Origin of the sequence: Sphaerisporangium sp. NPDC088356, assembly GCF_040685555.1 — a bacterium.
In the GTDB taxonomy this organism is placed as follows: domain Bacteria; phylum Actinomycetota; class Actinomycetes; order Streptosporangiales; family Streptosporangiaceae; genus Sphaerisporangium.
In genome coordinates this window covers 65,934-86,104 of the sequence record NZ_JBFBIK010000013.1, presented here as the reverse complement: position 1 = coordinate 86,104, position 20,171 = coordinate 65,934, and the positions used below count along the sequence as shown (strand labels likewise).

Annotated in this window: 16 protein-coding genes; 6 read left to right on the top strand and 10 right to left on the bottom strand. The window is 71.1% G+C overall.

What is annotated here, in order from left to right; translation table 11 throughout:
• Positions 1–78: 78 nt before the first annotated feature.
• The 3 genes from AB0O34_RS07970 to AB0O34_RS07960 form a co-directional block, all read right to left on the bottom strand.
• The gene (locus AB0O34_RS07970; protein WP_363913882.1) at positions 79–1,386 is read right to left on the bottom strand and encodes a hypothetical protein; all 1,308 of its coding nucleotides are present in this window, start codon (positions 1,384–1,386) and stop codon (positions 79–81) included.
• A 171-nt stretch (positions 1,387–1,557) separates the two neighbouring features.
• The gene (locus AB0O34_RS07965; RefSeq protein WP_363913890.1) at positions 1,558–2,814 is read right to left on the bottom strand and encodes an RNA-guided endonuclease TnpB family protein; all 1,257 of its coding nucleotides are present in this window, start codon (positions 2,812–2,814) and stop codon (positions 1,558–1,560) included.
• A gap of 20 nt (positions 2,815–2,834) precedes the next feature.
• Positions 2,835–3,131 carry a hypothetical protein gene (locus tag AB0O34_RS07960; RefSeq protein WP_363913880.1) on the bottom strand — a complete coding sequence of 99 codons (297 nt, stop codon included), beginning with the start codon at positions 3,129–3,131 and terminating at the stop codon, positions 2,835–2,837.
• Between the two features lie 510 nt (positions 3,132–3,641).
• Here AB0O34_RS07960 and AB0O34_RS07955 point away from each other — a divergent pair.
• From AB0O34_RS07955 to AB0O34_RS07940, 4 genes are all read left to right on the top strand, one after another.
• Positions 3,642–5,948: a glycoside hydrolase family 3 N-terminal domain-containing protein gene (locus AB0O34_RS07955; RefSeq protein WP_363913878.1), complete on the top strand. Its 2,307-nt coding sequence runs from the start codon at positions 3,642–3,644 to the stop codon at positions 5,946–5,948.
• A gap of 79 nt (positions 5,949–6,027) precedes the next feature.
• Entirely contained in the window at positions 6,028–6,525 is a 498-nt protein-coding gene (locus tag AB0O34_RS07950) for a PH domain-containing protein (RefSeq protein ID WP_363913876.1), read from the top strand.
• Entirely contained in the window at positions 6,522–8,177 is a 1,656-nt protein-coding gene (locus AB0O34_RS07945; RefSeq protein WP_363913874.1) for a PH domain-containing protein, read from the top strand. The genes AB0O34_RS07950 and AB0O34_RS07945 overlap by 4 nt, the downstream gene beginning before the upstream one ends.
• A gap of 126 nt (positions 8,178–8,303) precedes the next feature.
• Positions 8,304–9,974, top strand: coding sequence for an ATP-dependent DNA helicase RecQ (locus AB0O34_RS07940; protein ID WP_363913872.1), 1,671 nt, complete (start codon positions 8,304–8,306; stop codon positions 9,972–9,974).
• Between the two features lie 9 nt (positions 9,975–9,983).
• Here the strand turns inward: AB0O34_RS07940 and AB0O34_RS07935 are convergent, their stop codons facing one another.
• The 7 genes from AB0O34_RS07935 to AB0O34_RS07905 form a co-directional block, all read right to left on the bottom strand.
• Positions 9,984–10,652, bottom strand: coding sequence for a response regulator (locus AB0O34_RS07935; RefSeq protein WP_363913870.1), 669 nt, complete (start codon positions 10,650–10,652; stop codon positions 9,984–9,986).
• On the bottom strand, positions 10,649–13,198 hold the full coding sequence (locus tag AB0O34_RS07930; RefSeq protein WP_363913868.1) for a sensor histidine kinase KdpD: 2,550 nt from the start codon (positions 13,196–13,198) through the stop codon (positions 10,649–10,651). Before AB0O34_RS07930 ends, AB0O34_RS07935 begins: the two co-directional genes overlap by 4 nt.
• 70 nt (positions 13,199–13,268) lie before the next feature.
• Positions 13,269–14,012 carry a phosphatase PAP2 family protein gene (locus AB0O34_RS07925; RefSeq protein ID WP_363913866.1) on the bottom strand — a complete coding sequence of 248 codons (744 nt, stop codon included), beginning with the start codon at positions 14,010–14,012 and terminating at the stop codon, positions 13,269–13,271.
• Complete coding sequence (locus tag AB0O34_RS07920) at positions 13,996–14,826, bottom strand: phosphatase PAP2 family protein (RefSeq protein ID WP_363913864.1); 831 nt, start codon at positions 14,824–14,826, stop codon at positions 13,996–13,998. The genes AB0O34_RS07925 and AB0O34_RS07920 overlap by 17 nt, the downstream gene beginning before the upstream one ends.
• Before the next feature lie 58 nt (positions 14,827–14,884).
• The gene (locus tag AB0O34_RS07915; RefSeq protein ID WP_363913862.1) at positions 14,885–15,898 is read right to left on the bottom strand and encodes a YihY/virulence factor BrkB family protein; all 1,014 of its coding nucleotides are present in this window, start codon (positions 15,896–15,898) and stop codon (positions 14,885–14,887) included.
• Positions 15,899–15,901: 3 nt separating this feature from the next.
• Positions 15,902–16,774: a diacylglycerol kinase family protein gene (locus AB0O34_RS07910; RefSeq protein WP_363913860.1), complete on the bottom strand. Its 873-nt coding sequence runs from the start codon at positions 16,772–16,774 to the stop codon at positions 15,902–15,904.
• Positions 16,775–16,852: 78 nt separating this feature from the next.
• The gene (locus AB0O34_RS07905) at positions 16,853–17,590 is read right to left on the bottom strand and encodes a PP2C family serine/threonine-protein phosphatase (RefSeq protein ID WP_363913858.1); all 738 of its coding nucleotides are present in this window, start codon (positions 17,588–17,590) and stop codon (positions 16,853–16,855) included.
• 138 nt (positions 17,591–17,728) lie between these two features.
• On the opposite strand from AB0O34_RS07905, the gene AB0O34_RS07900 reads away from it, so the two are divergent.
• Together AB0O34_RS07900 and AB0O34_RS07895 are read left to right on the top strand one after the other, a co-directional pair.
• Complete coding sequence (locus AB0O34_RS07900) at positions 17,729–19,663, top strand: N-6 DNA methylase (protein ID WP_363913856.1); 1,935 nt, start codon at positions 17,729–17,731, stop codon at positions 19,661–19,663.
• A gap of 185 nt (positions 19,664–19,848) precedes the next feature.
• Entirely contained in the window at positions 19,849–20,094 is a 246-nt protein-coding gene (locus tag AB0O34_RS07895; RefSeq protein ID WP_363913854.1) for a hypothetical protein, read from the top strand.
• The last annotated feature ends 77 nt before the right edge of the window (positions 20,095–20,171 follow it).

Here is a 20,171-nt window from a genome sequence, read left to right as displayed (position 1 = left end):
CCTCGACACTCTTCCTCGCTCCAGCACCACATAAACCCAGCTCAGCGCGCGGCCTAGGCGAACGAGACGGGGCAGGTCCTACACGGCGAGCAACTGGTTCTCCAACTGGTGCTTGATCACCATGGGTGAGACCTGGAAGTGTTCGGCGACCACCTCCAGATCGTCCTGCACCGCCGCCTCGGGAGCGTCGCCGAGAAGCTCACTGATGCCCGCAGCCGGGGCGAGCAGTTCGGCCGCGAATGCCCGCTCGACCTTCTGTCGGTCGGTGTAGGCGGTGGTGACGAGGAAGATCGGCTCCGGTTCCCAAAGATAGTGCCAGAGCGCCCGGGAAAGGGTGAACCGCTGCGAACCAACCGGAGGGCCCGGTCGCATGACGACCAGCGGACCGGATCCCTCGGCTGCTCCTCCGACCGCCTGCAACCCGCGGTCAGCGGCGGGCCGGTCAATGGTGGAGATGTAAGGGGCGAGCCCGAACACCTCCCTGCCCGAGAGTCCCAGCGCTTGCCGTACGGCCTGGGCCTGGCTCCAGCCTTTCTCCCACGACCGGTCACCAGGCGACACACGCGGAGGCCGCAACCGGAGCCGCAGGTCGTTGGCGGCCGTCGCCTGCTTGCCCTCACGGATGTCTGATCGGGCCGCACGGATCCATTCCAAAGCATCGTTCATGAGTGCCGGCTCGACGGCGTCCAAGAAGTCCCCGAGGAGCTTTCCTGGTAGTTCGTCGGCGGCCCGCACGATCAGCCGCTCGTACGGAGCCGCCTCCGCGTAGGGGTCGAGCCCGAGCCTCGCGGCGGCGAAGCAGAACTCGGCCTCCTCCGGCTCCGTTCGCTGGATCTCCGCCCATTCCTTTTCCAGCGCGGTATCGGTGATGCCCTTCTCAGCCAGGCGGGTCAGGACGGCTGAGATGAGGCGAGCGAACTCCTGCTCGACGGATTCGCGCTCGACGAAGGCCTCGCCTCTCGCGAGAAACCTGATCGGCCGGTCCGACGGAGGACGCCGGTCGTCGTGCCAGATCAGATGTGTCTGCTCCCCTTCGGGGATGACCATGAGGTCAGGCCACAGGAAGCCGTCGCCGCTCGCCCGAAGGCAGTGCCGCCCGAACTGCCGCGTGTCATAGCGGCCAGGGGTGTGCAGGCGGAGGGTGCGCGCAGGCCGGGCATCCGCCCGCAGGAACCACCAGTTGTACGCCACCCACTCGGCGATCGGATAAAGGGGGCAGTAGATCGAGCGACGCGAACTGCCTGATTCCCGGTCTTCGACAAGGGTGACATGGTCGGAACCGACACTGATCTCTATGCGCGCCCACGTCGCGCGATGCTCGGGAGCGCGCACCGAGGACGCCGTCTCCCACTCCCACCGGATCTTCAACTCCGGAACCGTCGTCATCGGTCACCGCCCTCACTGATCTCGTTGAGCTTCTCCGGCCACTCATCTTGATCGAGCGGATATCCCTTGTACTGACCGAGCTCCCGATTGACCAGCCTCGCCTCTTGACATCCTCCCCGGCGTGAACGCCGGGGATTCCCCCACGTCGCCGTGGGGTTCTTACTGCTTCTGCTACGCCGCTTGCGCGTCGTAGGTTCCGGGCGGTGCCAGGGTCGGAGTTGCCTTCCCTGGTCTTACCTGCCCTCCACAGTCGTTTATGCCGTGTCCAGCCGGCCCGGCGGCCACGGTCGCAGCGGTGAGCCGCTGCCCCTCAAGCAAAATGTTGATCGCCGCGGTGACATCCCGGTCATGATGCTCGCCACACGACGGGCAGTCCCACTTGCGCACATCGAGCGGGAGTTTCCCGTTCCGCCACCCGCAACAGGGACACAACTGAGAGGACGGATACCAGCGGCCGGTCCTGGTCAGGGTGCGGCCGTACCGGGCGGCCTTGCCCGCCAGCAAGGCCAGGAACGCCGCCCAGCTCGCGTCGTTCACCGACTTGGCCAACCGGCCCCGCCCCAGCCCCCGCACCGCCAGATCCTCGACATGCACCGCTTGGCTCTCACGGATGATCGAGGTGGTGGTCTGGTGCAGGAAATCACGGCGCGCGTCGGCGACCTTGACGTGCTGGCGGGCGACCCGCACCCGCGCCTTGTCCCGATTGGCCGAGCCCTTCTTCTTACGCGACACAACCCGTTGCAGCCGGGCGAGCTTCTTCTCCCGGCGCCGCAACCATCTCGGGTTCGCGATCTTCTCCCCGTCACTGAGGATCGCGTAATGGGTCAGCCCCAGATCGATCCCCGTCTCCGCATCGACCTCAGGCAGCACCTGAGCGGCATCGTCGACCTCCACCACGAACGAGGCGAAATACCGCCCGGCGGCGTCCTTGACGACCGTGACCGACGACGGGGCCGCGGGCAGCGCGCGCGACCAGCGAACCTCCACCTGCCCGACCTTCGCCAGGCACAGCCGGCCCTCGGCAGTGAGGGAGAAGGCGTTGGTGTTGAACCGGACACCCTGCCGGTGATCACGGCGGGACTTGAACCGGGGCAGACCCATCCGGGGGCCCTTACGCCTGCCTGACACCGAGTCGAAAAAGTTCTTGTACGCGGTGTTCAGGTCGCGCACCGACTGCTGCAGCACCACAGAAGACACCTCGCGCAGCCACGCCCGCTCCGGGGTCTTCTTCGCTGCGGTGAGCACCAGACGTTGGATCTCGGCGTCCCCGATGTAGGGCAGACCGGCCTTGCGGGCGGCCCTGCGCGCCGCCAAAGCGTCGTTCCACACCACCCGGGCACACCCGAACGTCCTGGCCAGCATTTCCCGCTGAACCTCATCAGGGTAAAGCCGGTAGTTGTAACGCAACCTCACCCCCAACACCTCCATCACGAACGGCAACCTGAACCTCACGGGTTACTCGAACACATTATCCAGAGCATCCGGTCCGTGACGACAGAACCTGAACATCGCGTGGAAGACACCCGGTTTCCGCCATGCAGGTCCAACTGGTCTTCGTGACGAAATACCGCAAACACGTGCGACATACCGCAAACACGTGCGACGACCTTCTCCTTGCCCAAGCCCTGGGTGATCGGGCTGGTACCGGCATAGCTCTTGCGGACCTTGGCCCAGGCGTAGCGCTCGGGATCACCACCGAACTCTGCGAGCACCCCGGCGCCGAGGAGCAGGTTGACCGCCAGCACCGTTTACCCCGCGACCAGCGCACCCACCCACCGACCCCGGCCGCTCCCGATCCCGATGATCACCTCCGCATCATCGGCGCTCTCTCCGAACCGTTCACCGATCATCGCGTGAACCGGCCATGCCCGCCACGCCTCCGGCAGCCGCGCCTTGGCCCCTGAAGGCGAACCGCATTCATCCCCGCCCTGAACTGAAGGACGGGGCCTTCTGCGGCTTCCGGGTAAGAAACACGCTCGGCGAGATCCTTCAATGACACGCCCTCCGGGGCGTCAGGGGACTCCTCCGGAGAGGGCGACGGCGTTTGGGGGCACTCATGCGCCCAGTATGGCTGGATGCCTCCGCGCGTCAGGCCGGTCCCGCATAGGCGGACGCGGACTTTCGGCGGAGGCCGGGAGCGAGGGCGGGTGTGAAAGTTTCCGGGGTTCGGGCTGGCGGGTTGGGGGGTGGGGGCGGATTGGTTGACCTCGGGGGCGGGGGGTTCTTACGGTCGCGGCGACAGCCAGGAGGAGCCGATGACCGCCGTGCCCCGACCGCGCCACCTGCCGAGGGCGTGGAAGACATCCGTTCTCGTGATGCTGGTCCTCGCGACGTTCGGTGTCGTGGACCAGCCGGGTCCCGCCAAGGCGCTCGACACGCCGCCGTACAAGGATCCGGGCCTCAGCGTCGCCGCCAGGGTGAACGACCTGCTTTCCCGCATGTCGCTGGACGACAAGGTGGGGCAGATGACGCAGGCCGAGCGGGCCGCGCTCAACCCGGTGTCCGACCTCGCGACCTACCGGATCGGCTCGGTGCTCTCGGGTGGCGGGTCCGTGCCCTCGCCCAACTCGGCCACCGGCTGGGCAGACATGTACGACAACTTCCAGCGGCAGTCGCTGTCCACGCCCCTGGGCATCCCGATGATCTACGGGGTGGACGCCGTGCACGGCGACAACAACGTGGGAGGGGCGACGATCTTCCCGCACAACATCGGGCTCGGCGCGACGCGTGATCCGGACCTCGTCCAGAGGGTGGGGCGGGCGACGGCCGAGGAGGTGTCGGGGACCGGGGTCGACTGGACCTTCGCGCCCTGCCTCTGCGTGGCCCGCGACGACCGCTGGGGACGCACCTACGAGTCGTTCAGCGAGAACCCGGCGCTCGTCAGCCAGATGGCGACCATCGTCACCGGGTTCCAGGGCACGTCCCTGAACGGCCCCGCCTCGATCCTCGCCACCGCCAAGCACTACATGGGCGACGGCGGGACCACGGGAGGCAAGGACCAGGGCGACACCCAGCTCAGCGAGGCCGACCTGCGCGCCACCCACCTGCCGCCGTTCAGGGCCGCCGTCGAGCGGGGTGTGGGCTCGGTCATGATCTCCTTCAGCAGCTGGAACGGCCAGAAGATGCACGGCAACCGCTACCTCATCACCGACGTGCTGAAGGGCGAGCTCGGGTTCGGCGGCTTCGTGGTGACCGACTGGGCCGCCATCGACCAGCTCGACGGCCAGCCCGGCTTCACCGCCGACGAGGTCAGGACGGCGATCAACGCCGGCGTCGACATGGTCATGGTGCCGAACGACTACAAGAAGTTCATCTCCCTGCTGAAGTCGGAGGTGCAGGCCGGGCGGATCACGACGGCACGCGTCGACGACGCGAACCGGCGGATACTCACCAAGAAGTTCGAGCTCGGCCTGTTCGAGAAGCCGCTGACGGACCGGTCGTACACCCAGGCCGTGGGCAGCGCCGCGCACCGGGCGCTGGCGCGTGAGGCCGTACGCGCGTCGCAGGTGCTGCTGAAGAACGACGGCAGGCTGCTGCCGCTCGCCAAGTCCGGCGGAAAGATCTTCGTGGCCGGCAAGAGCGCGGACGACATCGGCAACCAGAGCGGCGGCTGGACCATCACCTGGCAGGGGTCGTCCGGCGCGATCACTCAGGGCACGACCATCCTGCAGGGCATCCGCGACAAGGTGGGCTCCGGCGCGACCGTCACCTACAACCGCGACGGGACCGGCATCGACTCCTCCTACCGGGCCGCGATCGCCGTGGTGGGCGAGACGCCGTACGCCGAGGGCCAGGGCGACCGGCCCTCGTCCCTCAGCCTGGACGCGACCGACCTCGCCACGCTCTCGCGGTTGCGGGCGTCCGGCGTGCCGGTGATCGTCGTGCTGGTCTCCGGGCGGCCGATGGACATCGCCTCGCAGGCCGGCGGGTGGAACGCGCTGGTGGCCGCCTGGCTGCCCGGCACCGAGGGGGGTGGCGTGGCGGACGTGCTGTTCGGCGACTACGCGCCGACCGGGAAGCTGCCGATGACCTGGATGCGCGAGTTCGCCCAGCAGCCGATCAACACCGGGGACGGCAAGCCGGCGCTGTACGACTACGGGTACGGGCTGACGTACTCGACATCCACCCCCAGTCCGACGCCCACCCCCACCCCCACCCCGACACCGACTCCCACACCCACACCCACACCGACGCCGACGCCGACCGTGGACGCGACACCGACCCCTACGCCTACGCCGGGTGGGCTCGGGTGCAAGGTGGCTTACAAGGTCAGCAGCCAGTGGCAGGGCGGGTTCAACGGGGACGTGACCATTAACGTCAGCGGGGTCGCGGTGAACGGCTGGACCCTCACCTTCGCCTTCCCCGGGGACCAGCGCGTCTCCAACGCCTGGAACGCCAGGGTCACGCAGAGCGGCACGCAGGTCACCGCGGCCGACGGCGGGTGGAACGCCCGCATCCCCGTTGGCGGCAGCGCCTCGTTCGGCTTCACCGCGTCGGCCGGCGGCACCAACGCCGCGCCGGCGGCGTTCTCCCTGAACGGGGTGCCCTGCTCAACCGTCTAGCGGTTCATGACATTTGTGGTAGCCAACTCCGGAAGATTCATAGTGCGCCGATTCGCGGCGGTACTGACAGAGTGGAGGGGTGGAAAACGCTGACCTCTCCCTCCGGCCGCCGCGGCATCGTGTCAGCCCCACCGCGATCTGGTTCTGGGGAGTACGAGCCGCCCTGGGGTGGCTCGTACTGATCGCCGTCCAGGTCCTGTGGGCGGTCGCCGACGACGGGAACCGCGCCGTCCATCTCACCGTCCTGGCCGTCACCGTCGTCGCCGGCCTGGCCCACGTGACCGTGATGCCGTGGTGGCGCTACCGGGTCCACCGCTGGGAGACCACGGCCGACGCCGTCTACACCCAGTCGGGATGGCTCCAGCAGGAGTGGCGCATCGCGCCGATCTCACGCATCCAGACCGTGGACAGCGAGCGGGGGCCGCTGGAGCAGCTCTTCGGGCTGGCCAACGTCACGGTCACCACCGCGTCGGCCGCGGGTCCGCTGCGCGTCAACGGCCTCGACCGCGCCACGGCACAGCGCCTCGTGGACGAGCTGACCGCCAACACCCAGGCGACGACCGGAGACGCGACGTGACCGGGACGGGCCCGGGGGTCGACGCGGGTACGACGCCCGGCACGGGCCCCGGGGACGACGCCGGCACGGATCCGGTCACGCCCGGCGCGGGCGATCCGGCCAAGTGGCGGCGGCTCAGCAGGCGCATGCTGGTGATCCATCCCTTCCAGGAGCTGGTGCGGAGCGCGCCCGCCCTGATCGGCCTGCTGGTGGCCGGTTCCACCCAGGACGATGGCGGCCACCTGTGGAGCCTGGCCGCCCTCGGCGTCATGCTCGTCCTCGGCACGCTGCGCTGGTTCACCACGACCTACCGCGTCACGCCGCAGTACGTCCAGGTGAGGAAAGGCCTGCTCCGCAGGAAGGTGCTGACCGCGCCGCGCGACCGGATCAGGACCGTCGACGTCACCTCCAACGTGCTTCACCGCGTCCTCGGGCTGGCCAGGGTCGAGATCGGCACCGGCCGATCCGACAGGAAGGACGGCGGCGCGCTCAAGCTCGACGCGCTCCACGCCACCGAGGTCGAACGGCTGCGCGACGAGCTGCTGCACCGCCGTCCCGCCGCCTCGGGCACCATCACCTCGGGTGCGTCCACCGCGCCCGCCACCGGTCGAGCCGTTCCCTCCGGAACGGACGCCCGCGAGTCGTTCCCGGCCTCCGAGACCGAGCTGGCCGCGCTGCGTCCGGCGTGGATCCGTTTCGGCCCCTTCACCCTGTCGGGGCTCGTCACCGTCGGCGTGCTGGCGGGGTTCGTCTCGCGCATCGCGGGCGAGGGCAACGTCGACCTGCTGTCGATAGGCCCGGTACGGCAGGTGGCCGACTGGTTCGGCCGGGGGGCGCTCTGGCTGCAGATCGCCGGCTCGGTGGCGGTGCTGGCGGTGTTCGTCGCCATCGCCTCCACGCTCGGGTACGTGCTCGCGTTCTGGCGGTTCCGGCTCACCCGTACGGCGGGTGGCACGCTGCACGTGACGCGAGGTCTCATCACCACGCGAGCCACCACGCTGGAGGAGCGCCGCCTTCGCGGCGTCGAGCTGAGCGAGCCGCTGCTCCTGCGCGCGGCGAGCGGGGCGCGCGTCATCGCCGTGGCCACCGGCCTGCGGGTCGGGCGTGGTGCCCAGCGCGGCGGCTCGATGCTGCTGCCGCCCGCGCCGCGCGCGGAGGCCCAGGCCGTGGCCGCCCGCGTGCTCGGCACCGCGGGCCCCCTCACGGCCGAGCTCACCCCGCACGGCCCCGCCGCACTGCGCCGCCGCTTCACCCGCGCTCTCGCCTTCTGCGGAGGCGTCACCGCGGCGCTCCTGGCCCTGTGGTACTGGGCGGGGCTGCCCGCCTGGGCCTGGCAGGCCGCGCTCGCGCTGACGGTGGTGGCCCTGCCCATCGCGGCCGACCGCTACAAGAGCCTCGGCCACACGGTCGCCGAGGGCCATCTCGTCACGCGGTGGGGCTCGATCGTACGGCGGCACGTGGCGCTGAAGCACGAGGGGATCATCGGCTGGAACCTCAGGAGGTCGTTCTTCCAGCGGCGGGCCGGCCTTGCCACCCTCACAGCCACCACGGCGGCGGGCCGCCAGGGGTACGGCGTCTGGGACGTCGACCTGGCCGAGGCGCTGCGCCTCGCGGACCAGGGGATTCCCGGGCTCCTCACCCCGTTCCTCGTGAGCGGCGCCGAAGGCCGTTAGCCCACCGAGATCCTCCCGGGCGCGTAGTCCCCCAGATCGGGGGCACTGGACCCCCGGCCGCGGACAACGGCCGCCGATCGGCTCCGATGGCGGGAGAGCGGCGAGGAATGAGAGGGAACGAGCCTCATGGGTCTGGCTAAAAGGTTCGGCGACCGGTTCGGGCGCAAGGGCCGGCGGCTGCGCACGGTGGCCAGGGACGCATTCGGGTGGCAGGATCTGCGGCCGGGGCAGCAGGAGGCGATGGAGCACCTGCTGGCCGGGCAGGACGTGCTCGTCGTCATGCCGACCGGCAGCGGCAAGTCGGCCGTCTACCAGATCCCCGCGCTGCTACTCGACGGCCCGACGGTCGTGGTGTCGCCGCTGATCGCCCTGCAGCGCGACCAGGTGGCCGGGCTCGCCGAGGCGAACGCCGGAGGCGCCGTCGCGGTCAATTCCGCGCAGTCCGACGGCACCAGCGACGCGTCGTTCGACCAGCTTCGCGCGGGCACCGCCGAGTTCATCTTCCTGTCCCCCGAGCAGCTCGCCAAGCCCGAGGTGATCGACCGGCTGCGGGCGGCGCGGCCGTCGCTGATCGCCATCGACGAGGCCCACTGCGTGTCGGCGTGGGGCCACGACTTCCGGCCCGACTACCTGCGGCTCGGCCAGGCGATCGAACGGCTCGGTCACCCTCCCGTGGTGGCCCTGACCGCCACCGCCGCGCCCCTGGTACGCGACGACATCCTCGCCTCCCTCGGGCTGCCGGACGCGCGGCAGATCGTCCGGGGGTTCGACCGGCCGAACATCGACCTTGAGGTCCGCCGGTTCGTCGACAAGGAGTCCAAGCGCCGCGCGCTGATCGAGGACGCCGCCTCCCGTCCCGGCCTCGGCCTGGTGTACGTGGCCACGCGCCGCGCCGCCGACGAGTACGCCGCCGCGCTGCGCGAGGAGGGGCGCCGGGCGGAGGCCTACCACGCCGGGATGAAGGCCGCCGACCGCCACCGCGTCCACGAGCTGTTCCGCGACGACGGGCTGGACGTGGTGGTCGCCACCTCGGCCTTCGGCATGGGCATCGACAAGCCGGACGTCCGCTACGTCCTGCACTCGGACCCGCCGGAGTCGCTGGACTCCTACTACCAGGAGATCGGCCGCGCGGGACGCGACCAGGAGCCCGCCTCGGCCGTCCTGTTCTACCGGCCGGAGGACCTCGGCATCCGCCGGTTCTTCGCCGGTGGGCGCGTCGACGAGGAACTGCTGCTGCGCGTGGCGACGCTCGTCCACGAGCACGGCGGCACCGTCCCCGCGCCCGAGCTGAGGGACCTGCTGGAGGTGGGCCCGTCCAAGCTGACCGGCGTGGTGAACCTGCTGGAGCGGGTCGGAGCCGTCACGGTCACCGAGACCGGCGACCTGCGCTCGATCGCCGGCGGGCCCTCGCCGGACCACGCCGCCGCCGAGGCCGCCGGGCTGGACGACACCCGCCGCAAGGTCGACGAGTCGCGGATCGAGATGATGCGCGGCTACGCCGAGACGACCGGCTGCCGGCGGAGGGCACTACTGGAGTACTTCGGCGAGCCGTACGAGCGGACCTGCGGGAACTGCGACACCTGCCGCTCGGGCGCGACGACCGGCGCCGCCCCGGCCGAGCAGGTGGGCGACGGGCCGTTCCCGATGCACGCCAAGGTACGGCACAGCGCGTGGGGGCCCGGGGTCGTCATGAGCAGGGAGCCCGACCGGGTCACGGTGCTCTTCGAGGACGTCGGCTACAAGACCCTCTCGCTGGAGGCCGTCGAACGCGACAACCTCCTCGTGCTGGCGAGCTGACGTGGGACGCTACGGCTGGAAGCGGTAGCCCATGCCGGGTTCGGTCAGCAGGTGGCGCGGGTGGGCGGGGTCGCTTTCGAGCTTGCGGCGCAGCTGCACCATGTACTGCCGCAGGTAGTGGGTCTCCTTGACGTAGCCGCCGCCCCAGACCTCGGTGAGCAGGCGGCGCTGGCTGATCAGCTTGCCGGGGTTGCGGAGCATGATCGACAGCAGGTGCCACTCGGTCGGCGTGAGCCGTACCGCGCCGGAGACCGTCATGCCGACCAGATCGACCACGTGGTCGCCGACCCGGATCTCGGCCAGCTCCTCGTCGTGCGTGGCCGCGCGCCTGGTCGCGGCCCGGATCCTGGCCAGCAGCTCGTCGATGCCGAAGGGCTTGGTGACGTAGTCGTCGGCCCCGGCGTCGAGCGCGCCCACCTTGTCGGCGCTCCCCGCCCGGCCCGACAGGACGATGATCGGGATGCTGGTCCAGCCTCGCAGGCCGTGGATGACCTCCACGCCGTCGATGTCCGGCAGCCCGAGGTCGAGCACGACCAGGTCGGGATGCCACCCGGCGGCGTGCCGGAGCGCGGTGCTCCCGTCGCGGGCCACCTCGACGTCGTAGTGGCGCGCGACGAGGTTGATGCGCAACGCCCGCAGCAGCTGGGGTTCGTCGTCGACGACGAGGATCTTGGTCATAGGGCGCCCGCTCGGGAGGAGATGGGGAGGGTGAGGATCATGGTCAGGCCGCCTCCGGGGGTCTCCTCCGGCACGAGGCTGCCGCCCATGGCCTCGGTGAGGCCCCGGGCGAGCGCCAGGCCGAGGCCGACCCCGGTGTGGTTGTCGCGGTCGCCGAGACGCTGGAACGGCAGGAAGACCTGGTCGTGCTGGGAGACGGGGATGCCGGGCCCTCTGTCGATGATCCGGATTTCGACGTTCTCGCCGTACGAGCTGGCCGTGACCAGCACCTTCTCCCCCGGCGGGCTGTATCTGACCGCGTTGGAGATGAGGTTCACCAGCACGCGCTCCAGCAGCGCCGGGTCGGCGACGACCTCGGGGAGCTCGTCGGAGATCTCGTCGAGGACCCGCTCGCGGAGGTGGCCGAGGTCGCCGAGCGCGCGGGGCATGACGTCCTCCACTCCGAGCGGACCCGAGGCCACGCCGAGGACCCCCGCCTGCAGGCGGCTCATGTCCAGCAGGTTCGCCACCAGGCGGTCGAGCTTCTCCAGCGACTCGTCGGCGGTGGCAAGGAGCTCCCGGTAGTCCTCCCGGCTCCACCGCATGTCGCCGCGGAGGCTTTCGACCGCGGCCTTGGCCGAGGCGAGCGGGGTGCGCAGGTCGTGGCTGACGGCGGCGAGCAGGGCCGTACGCATCTTGTCGGCCTCCTCCAGGGGGCCCGCCCGCTCGGCCTCCTCGGCCAGGCGCTCCTGGCGCAGCGCGACGGCCGCCTCCGCCGCGAACGCCTCGACCACCCTTCTGTCGGCCGCGTCGAGCAGCCGCCCGCACAGCGCCATGACCAGGTCGTCGTCGATCACCACGTCGGTGTCCCCCTCGGCGGGGCACCCGCTTGGGCCGGCTCCCGCCGTCGCGGCGACGCGCCAGGCACGCGGATCGGACCGGTCGCCGGGGACCGGCTCGATCTCGGGCCGCCGCTCCAGCAGCGTGACGGCCGTCAGCCCGAAGGTCTCCCGCATCCGGGCGAGCAGCGAGGGAAGTGCCGCGTCGCCGCGCAGGACGTGCCCGGCCAGGGTGGACAGCACCTCGGCGTCGGCGCCGGCCCGCGCCGCCTCCCGCGTACGGCGGGCGGCGAGGTCGACCACGGCGCTGACCATCACCGCCACCAGGACGTAGACGGTGAGGGCCAGGAGGTTCTCGGCCCGGGCGACGGTCAGCGTGTGGACCGGCGGGGTGAAGAAGAAGTTGAGCAGCCCGAATCCCAGCACCGCCGCCGTGACGGCCGGCCACATGCCGCCGGCCAGGGCCACCGAGACGACCATGAGCAGGAACAGCAGGATCTCGGTCGGCAGCGTCACGTGGGGGCGCAGCCCGTACAGGATCGCCGTCAGGGCGGGCAGCCCGGCCAGTGTGAGCGCCCACCCGGCACCGCGCCGCCGCCACGTGAGCGCCGCCCGGCGCGACGGCCTGCTCCGGCCCTGGCCGGCCACCTCGTGGCTGATCATGTGGACGTCGATCGACCCGGACAGCGCCGTCGTGGTCACGCCGACCCCCCGGGAGAGGATCTGGGCGAACCGCCCACGCCGTGAGGCCCCGAGGACGAGCTGGGTGGCGTTCACGCCTCTGGCGAAGTCGAGCAGCGCGCGGGCGATGTCGGCGCCGACGACCTGGTGGTAGCTGCCCCCGAGGCTCTCGACCAGGGCGCGCTGCCGGGCCAGGTGCGCGGGATCGGCTCCGGTCAGCCCGTCGGACCTGGTCACATGCACGCCCATCAGGTCGGCGGCGCGGTTCCTGTCGGCGATCCTGGCGGCCCTGCGGATGAGCGTCTCGCCCTCAGGGCCTCCGGTGAGCGCCACCACCACGCGTTCCCTGGTCTCCCAGGTGCCCGCGATGCCGTGGTCCGCGCGGTAGCGGTCGAGCTGGTCCTCGACCTTGTCGGCGACCCACAGCAGGGCCAGCTCCCGCAGGGCGGTCAGGTTGCCCACGCGGAAGTAGTTCGCGAGCGCCGCGTCGATCTTCTCGGGGCCGTAGACGTTGCCGTGGGCCATGCGGCGGCGCAGCGCCTCAGGGGCCATGTCGACCAGCTCCACCTGGTCGGCCCGCCGCACGACCTCGTCCGGGATGGTCTCGCGCTGGGGCACCCCCGTGATCGCCTGGACCACGTCGTTCACCGACTCCAGGTGCTGGATGTTGACCGTGGTGATGACGTCGATGCCCGCGCCGAGGATGTCCTCCACGTCCTGCCATCGCTTGACGTTGCGCGAGCCCGGCACGTTGGTGTGCGCGATCTCGTCGACGAGCGCGACCTTCGGCCGCCGCCTGATCACCGCGTCGGGGTCGAGCTCGGTGAAGACCGCCCCCCGGTACGCCAGCGTCCGCCGGGGCACGGTTTCGAGCCCTTCGAGCAGCTCGGCGGTGTGAGCGCGGCCATGGGTCTCCACCAGGCCGACGACGACGTCCGTACCCCGTCCGGCCCGGCGGTGCGCCTCCGCGAGCATCGCGAAGGTCTTCCCCACACCGGGCGCCGCGCCAAGATAGACCCGCAGCCGGCCCCTGTCGGGTTCCCCCATGGTCCCAGGCTACGACCCCGCGCGTGCTCCCCTTGATCAGGCAGGGCACGCGCGGGGCGGGCGGCGTCGACTACGCGGCGGCCGCGCGGGGGTTTCGCGCCGCCTCCCGGCCGGAACCCCTGCCCGGGATGAGCGGTGTGCCGAGGATGGCGTGCCCGACCACTGCGACGCAGACGAAGCCGAGCACGAGGCCCCAGCTCACGTCGGTCAGGTGGTGCATGCCCCTGTACAGCCGGGAGATGCCGACGATCAGCGGGGCCGCGATGCCGAGCACCCACCACAGCACCTTGAGGACGGTGTGGCGATGGGTGTGCAGGGCGAGGACCAGCGCCATCCCACAGTAGAAGCCGACCGCGGCGCTGGTGTGCCCCGAGGGGAAGCTGGAGGTGGGCGGCGCGGGGTCGAGGTGGTGGACCGTCGGCCTGGGGCGCTGGATGAAGACCGTGGCCAGCAGGAAGACCGCCGACTGCGTCCAGACCGACAGGATGATGAAGATCGACTCACGCCACCGCTTGAAGACCAGCCGGAACGCGATCGCCGCGATGGCGGTCAGGACGATGATCACCGGCGTGTCCGACAGCATTGAGCCGAAGTGTGTGAGCGTGTTGAACAGGGGGGTGCGGTCCTCCGCGAGCCCCTGGTTCACCGCCACCTCGCCCGCGACCTCGGCGTGGAGCGGCCTGGTGATCAGCCAGCCGACCCCGAGCGTGACCGCGGCCAGTAAGACGAGGGGAAGCAGGATGAGGCGCAGCACCCATGCGACGGTCTCCGACCCCCGCGTGCCGCTCGCCGTCACCCTAGTGTCCGTGACCATGTGCACTTCCCTTCGGGGAGATATCCTTCTTGGCCTCCGGCTCGACACCCTCTCGGTGCGGCTCGGAGGGGCGGCGTCCCATTTCACGACGCCAGGTCTCGAACGCGGCCGTCGTCGCCGCGACGACCGCGATGCCGAACACCACGCCCGCCACGACGTCGCTGACCCAGTGCACGCCGAGCGCGACCCGCGTGTAGGCCACGCCGACGACGATCACCGCGCCGACGATCCACGCCACCACCCTCTGACGGTGGCTCAGGACGGGCAGGAGCAGGAGGATCAGCACGCCGACGCCGAGCGTCACGTTGACCGCGTGCCCGGAGGGGAACGACGAGCCGGGCGCCAGGTCGACGGGGTTCGGCAGGTGGGGACGGGCGCGGGCGACGAGTACCTTGAGCCCGAGCCCGAGCAGCCCGCCGACCGTGATCGTCGTGACCGCCCAGGCCGCGAGCCGGGGGGCACGCCGGTAGACCAGCCAGGCCGCCGCCAGCCCGATCAGCACCCGCCAGGTACCCGGGCCGAAGACGTCGGTCCAGAGCCGCAGGAAGCTCACCCAGGCGGGATGCGCCACCGCGTAGGTGTGCAGCGTGTTCGCCGCGCCCTCGTCGAGCCGGTTGAGCGGCCCGAACGAGGTCTCCACGAGAACCAGCAGGAGCGTGAACGGGATCAGGACGAGGATGACCGCGCCCGACGCCAGCGTGAGCCGCAGGCCCAGCCGCCTGTCCGGGTCGAACCGGTCCCCGAACCATCCGTTCTTGCCCCCGCCGAACCACGATCCGCGCGTGCCCGGCCCGGCCTCCTGTGTTGCGTTCACGTACGCCGTTCCCTTCCCATACCGGTTCCGCTCCCCCGAGCGGCCCGGAACGTGCTCATCACTGCCCGCATCCCCCCGGATCAGGCTTCGTAAGTTCCGCGTCTTTCGTACGGCTGCCCGCGGGGCCGGGGTCGGCCTTGATCGGGCCGCCCGTCCCCCCGCGGCACGCCTCCAGTTGCGCCGCGAAGGACAGACCGAGGAACAGCGCTATGGAGCTGAGCAGCGACCACAGCATCAGCGCCATCACGGCGGTCAGCGGTCCGTACGTCGCGCCGAACGACCCGCTCTTTTCGATATAGAACGCCAGTGCCCAGGTGAACAGGATCCAAAGCGTCAGGGCGACGATCGCCCCGGCCGCGAGCCAGGTGTGCCCAGGCTGCTTGCGCCGGGGCGCGGCACGGAACAGCACCGAGGCCGAAAGCACGGCGAGCAGGAAGCCGACCGGCCACCGCAGCACCGTCCACGCCATGGTCGCCGTGTCGCCCCAGTCGTACACCTGCGCGATCGCCAGGCCGATGGCCTTGCCGCCCACCATGATCACGAAGCCCAGGGTCATCAGCGAGCCTGCCGTGAGGGCCATCAGCACGGCCTTGGTGTACTTGCGACGGAACGGGCTGTCGCGCTCCACGCCGTAGATTCGGTTGGCGCCGCGCTCGATCTGGGCCATGGCGGTGGTCAGCCCGACCACGGCCGTTCCGAGGCCGAACCACAGGGCGATGGCACCGCCGTCGCCGGCGTGCCGCTGGCCCACCGCGAGGGCGTCCTTGATGACCTCCTCACCGGAGCCAGAGGCGAACTGGCGAATGATCAGCTGCATGACCTGCCCGAGCTCCTCCTGGTGGAGCACTGAGCTGAGCCCGACGGCGGCGATGGCGCCGGGGATGATCGCCAGGCAGATCTGGAAGGCCAGCGCCCGCGAGTGGCTGAAGCCGTCGCCGTACCTGAACCGGATGAACGAGTCGCGGACGAGGTGCCATCCGCCGTACCGGCGCAGCGTCACCCAGGCGTCGTCTGCGCTGAGCTCCTCGCCGCTCATCGACCTCGTCTGCGGCACCGTGGTGGCCGTGCCCATGGGTCAGCCCTCCGTTTCGCGGGGCGTCCGCAGCAGCAGCGCCTTGGGGCTCGTCTCGATCGACATGCTGGTGCCGTAGCCGATGGGGTCGCCGTCGCACTCGTGCAGGACGGCGGGGTCGACGTCGATCTGCATCCGGGCGGCGGTGTACCGCTCCGCGCGCCGGTCGTAGCGCTGGGACCGCGTGAGAACATGGCCGGCCACGCGCAGCCAGTCCATCGGGGTGCGCGGGGCCAGGATGAGGATGTCCAGGTGCCCGTCGTCGGGCTGGGCGTCGGGCAGCAGGCGCAGGCCGCCCTGGAGCTGGCCGACGTTGCCGATCAGCACCATCATCGCCCGCCTGCGCAGCGTCGTACGCCCGTCCAGGCAGAGCGTGACCTGGAACGGCCGGTCACGAAGGTGCTTGGCCAGCCCGCCCACGTAGGCGAGCCAGCCGATCTTGGCCTTGGCGCCGTCGCTCGTGCTGTGCGCCATGGAGGCGTCCAGGCCGATGCCCGCCATGACGACGAACGGACGGCCGTCGATGGCGCCGACGTCGATCGCCCGCGTCTCGCCCTCCACCCCGGTGCGGATGGCGTCCGCCAGCGTGCCGGGGAGCTTGAGGTTGCGGGCCAGCAGGTTGCCGGTGCCGACGGACAGGATGGCCAGCGGCACACCGGTGCCCATCAGGCCCTCGACGCACGCGCGCACGGTGCCGTCGCCGCCGGAGGCGAAAACCAGCTCGGCCCCCTCGGCCACGGCCTGCTTGGCCATGCCCACGCCGGGGTCCTCGGCCGTCGTCTCGATCCACAGCGGCTCGTCCCACCCGTGACGCGCCAGCTCGGCCGTCACCTCGGCGCGGTGGCGGTCCATCTCGGACACCTTGGTCGGGTTCACAATCACTGCAGCTTGGGGCACGGCACTGCTTGCTACCCGGATTGCGGAGGTTTGAACGGGTCTTACAGGCGCTGGAGCTCAGGTGCCGGTCAGCACCTCGGCCACGACGCAGGTGATGTTGTCGGGGCCGCCGCCCTCCTTGGCGAGATCGATGAGCCGCTGGGCGGCCTCGCCCAGATCGGTCACCGTGGTCAGCGTCTCGTGCAGCGCCTGCGGGCCGACCACGCCGCTCAGCCCGTCGGAGCAGATCAGGTAGCGGTCGCCCGGGCGCGCCTCACGCATCGAGAGGTCGGGCTCGACGGACCCGCTCCCGCCGAGCGCCCGCATCAGCAGGGAGCGGCGGGGATGCGCGGCGGCCTGCTCGGGCGTCATCTGCCCGTCGTCCACGAGCGACTGGACCAGGGTGTGGTCGCGCGTGATCTGGTAGAGGTAGCCGTCGCGGAGCATGTAAGCACGGGAGTCGCCGATGTGCGCGAGCGCGAAGCGCGCACCGTCCCAGAGCATGGCGGTGAGGGTCGTGCCCATGCCGGTGAGCTTGGGATCGCGCCCCGCCATGTCCTTCAGCCGCCGGTCGGCCTCGGTGATCGTGGTCTCCATCGATCCGAGCAGGTCGGCGCTGGGGGGGTCGCTGTCCAGAGCGGACATCGTGGCGATGACGGTCGCGCTGGCCACCTCGCCGTGGCTGTGCCCGCCCATCCCGTCGGCTACGGCGAGAAGACGGGGACCGGCGTACACCGAGTCTTCGTTCTGCTGGCGGCGCAGGCCGACGTCGGTGCGAGCCGCGTAACGCAACGTGAACGACGCGTTGTTCGACATGGCCTCAGTAAATCATTGGTTGAAACACTTCACAACCATATAATTGGTGGATTGCAGCGGCATGGTGGACTAATCTGGCCGTGGGGAGCCGAGGTGAACCCCGAGCAGGGAGATGCGACGCGAATGGGACACGACGCCATGTTGAACGCAGGCGACATCGCCCGGCTCGCCGACGTCGGGCGCGCGGCGGTGAGCAACTGGCGACGCCGCTACGACGACTTTCCCCAGCCTGTGGGCGGCACGGCCGCGAGCCCGCTGTTCTCCCTCCCCGAGGTCGAGGACTGGCTGCGCCGCAATGGCAAATCCTACGAGATGTCGCTGGGCGACCGCGTCTGGCAGCGGTTACGCGCCGCCGGTGACGACCTGCGGCTCGGCGACCTGGTCGGGTGCGCGGGAGCCTTCCTGCTCTACCTGCGACGCGAGCCCGACGGCTGGAAGGCGGTCGCCCGGAGTCCCGAGCCGGCCAAGCGGCTCCACCAGGCCGCCGCCACCGCGACGGCCGACCTGCCCGTGCCGGTCGACTGGGGGCTGATCGACGCCCGGCTCTACCGGCTGGTCGCCGACCTGGCCGCGGAGAACGGGCCGCTCGCCGCCTTCGAGCTGCTCCTTGAGCGTTACGTCGAGGCCCATTCCCGGCAGCTCTCCGTCACGCGGGCCGGCATCGCCGAGCAGGTGGCGCGGCTGGCCCGCCTCGAAGCCGGCACGACCGGCGACACCGGCACCGTCTTCGACCCCGCGTGCGGCGTCGGCGGCGGCCTCCTGCTGCCCTTCGCAGGGGCCGGCGTGCTCGGACAGGAGAGCGGCGAGACCGCGGCGCTGCTCACGGCCGTACGACTGCTGCTGCGCGACGCGCGCGCGAAGGTCGTCGCCGGCGACTCGCTCCGGCTCGACGGCTTCCCCGACCTGCGCGCCGACATCGTGGTCTGCGACCCGCCGTTCAACGAGCGGGCGTGGGGCTACGAGGAGCTGACCGGAGACCCCCGCTGGGAGTACGGCCTGCCGCCGCGCGGGGAGTCGGAGCTCGCCTGGGTGCAGCACTGCCTGGCCCATGCCCGTCCCGGCGGCCTGGTCGCCATCCTCATGCCCGCCGCCGCGGCGAGCCGCCGCCCCGGCAAACGGATCCGGGGCAACCTGCTGCGGGCCGGCGCGCTGCGCGCGGTGGTCACGCTTTCGGCCGGCGGCCCCGACCTGTGGCTCCTGCGCCGCCCTGAAGCCGGCGAGCGGCCGCCGTCCCTGGTGCTGATGATGGACGCGACCGACAGCCTTTCGACCGTCGAGGCCGCCTGGCGCGCGTTCAAGGCCGACCCCGAGTCCGAGCCGCCCGGCACCGCCCAGGCCGTCCGCATCATCGACCTGCTCGACGACGAGGTCGACCTCAGCCCGGCGCGGCACCGCCCGCACCGGCGCGAGGAGGATCCGGCCCTCGGGTTCGTCGCGGTGGAGGACCGCTTCCGCGCCGTGGTGGCCGCGCTGCCGGGGGCGCTGCCCGGCATCGCGCCGCTCGCCGAGGCGCGCGACCTGCCGAGCACGACCGTCGGCGAGCTGGTCAGGGCCGGGCTGGTCACGATTCAGCAGGGGCCGCCGAGGATGCCGGCGGGAACCGGTGACCTGCCGGTGCTGACCGCCGCCGACCTCGCCACCGGAGGCGGGCCCTCCGGCCGCACCTCGCACGACCAGGGCCACGTCGTGCTTGCGGCCGGGGACGTCGTCGCCACCAACACCACCGCCGAGACCGCCGCCCGCACCGTCGCCGAGGGCGGCGCCGTGCTCGGACCCCAGCTCCACCTCTACCGGGTCGACCGCGAGCGCATGGATCCCGACTTCCTGGCCGGATACCTGCGCTACGCCGGCACGTCCGGCGCGGCGCGGGCGTATTCGGGCGCGAGCCGGGTCGACGCCCGCCGGGTGCGGATCCCGAGGCTCTCCCTCTCCGAGCAGCAGGTGTACGGCAGGGCCTTCCGCGAGCTGCTCGCCCTGGAGGACCGGCTGCGCGAGACGACAGCGCTGGGAGAGACGCTCATCCGGCTAGGCTTTGACGGTCTTGTCGGCGGCCATCTGCGGCCCAACGGTTAAGGGTGTATTTTCCCCGATAGATCGTCAGGAGGGGCGAATGGTCATCGGCGACCGGTATGTGCTTGACGACCTGCCCCTCGGCCAGGGCGGCATGGGCGCCGTCTACGGCGGCCAGGACAAGCATCTCGACCGCAAGGTGGCCGCTGACCGGGCGGCAGCTGTTCGCCGGGCCCACGGAGTACGCCGTGTTCGAGAAGCAGGTGAACGAGACGCCGCCGGAGATACCGGGCATGCCCGAGGAGCTGAACCGGCTGATCACCGAGCTGCTGGAGAAGAAACCCGAGAACCGGCCCCCCGACGCGAACACCCTCTACGAGCGTCTGCAGCCCTTCGCGGTCGACCTTCCCATGCTCCCCGGCTTCCTCACCCCACCGTCGGTCGCGAGCCCCGGCCGCATGTACGCCCGCGTGGTCGGCCGCGTCCTTCCCTGACCGGCCGGCACCAGACCCATCATGCTCAACTCGGCCGGCACCCGTCCGCCGCGTCCAGGCCGGTCAGCAGCCGTCCG

What these genes read in the sequence shown, in the direction of transcription:
- AB0O34_RS07965 (WP_363913890.1), bottom strand. Translation starts at nt 2,814, where the DNA reads ATGGAGGTGTTGGGGGTGAGGTTGCGTTACAACTACCGGCTTTACCCT.
- AB0O34_RS07905 (WP_363913858.1), bottom strand. Translation starts at nt 17,590, where the DNA reads ATGTCGAACAACGCGTCGTTCACGTTGCGTTACGCGGCTCGCACCGAC.
- AB0O34_RS07915 (WP_363913862.1), bottom strand. Translation starts at nt 15,898, where the DNA reads ATGGGCACGGCCACCACGGTGCCGCAGACGAGGTCGATGAGCGGCGAG.
- AB0O34_RS07925 (WP_363913866.1), bottom strand. Translation starts at nt 14,012, where the DNA reads ATGGTCACGGACACTAGGGTGACGGCGAGCGGCACGCGGGGGTCGGAG.
- AB0O34_RS07940 (WP_363913872.1), top strand. Translation starts at nt 8,304, where the DNA reads ATGGGTCTGGCTAAAAGGTTCGGCGACCGGTTCGGGCGCAAGGGCCGG.
- AB0O34_RS07955 (WP_363913878.1), top strand. Translation starts at nt 3,642, where the DNA reads ATGACCGCCGTGCCCCGACCGCGCCACCTGCCGAGGGCGTGGAAGACA.
- AB0O34_RS07970 (WP_363913882.1), bottom strand. Translation starts at nt 1,386, where the DNA reads ATGACGACGGTTCCGGAGTTGAAGATCCGGTGGGAGTGGGAGACGGCG.
- AB0O34_RS07900 (WP_363913856.1), top strand. Translation starts at nt 17,729, where the DNA reads ATGTTGAACGCAGGCGACATCGCCCGGCTCGCCGACGTCGGGCGCGCG.
- AB0O34_RS07935 (WP_363913870.1), bottom strand. Translation starts at nt 10,652, where the DNA reads ATGACCAAGATCCTCGTCGTCGACGACGAACCCCAGCTGCTGCGGGCG.
- AB0O34_RS07930 (WP_363913868.1), bottom strand. Translation starts at nt 13,198, where the DNA reads ATGGGGGAACCCGACAGGGGCCGGCTGCGGGTCTATCTTGGCGCGGCG.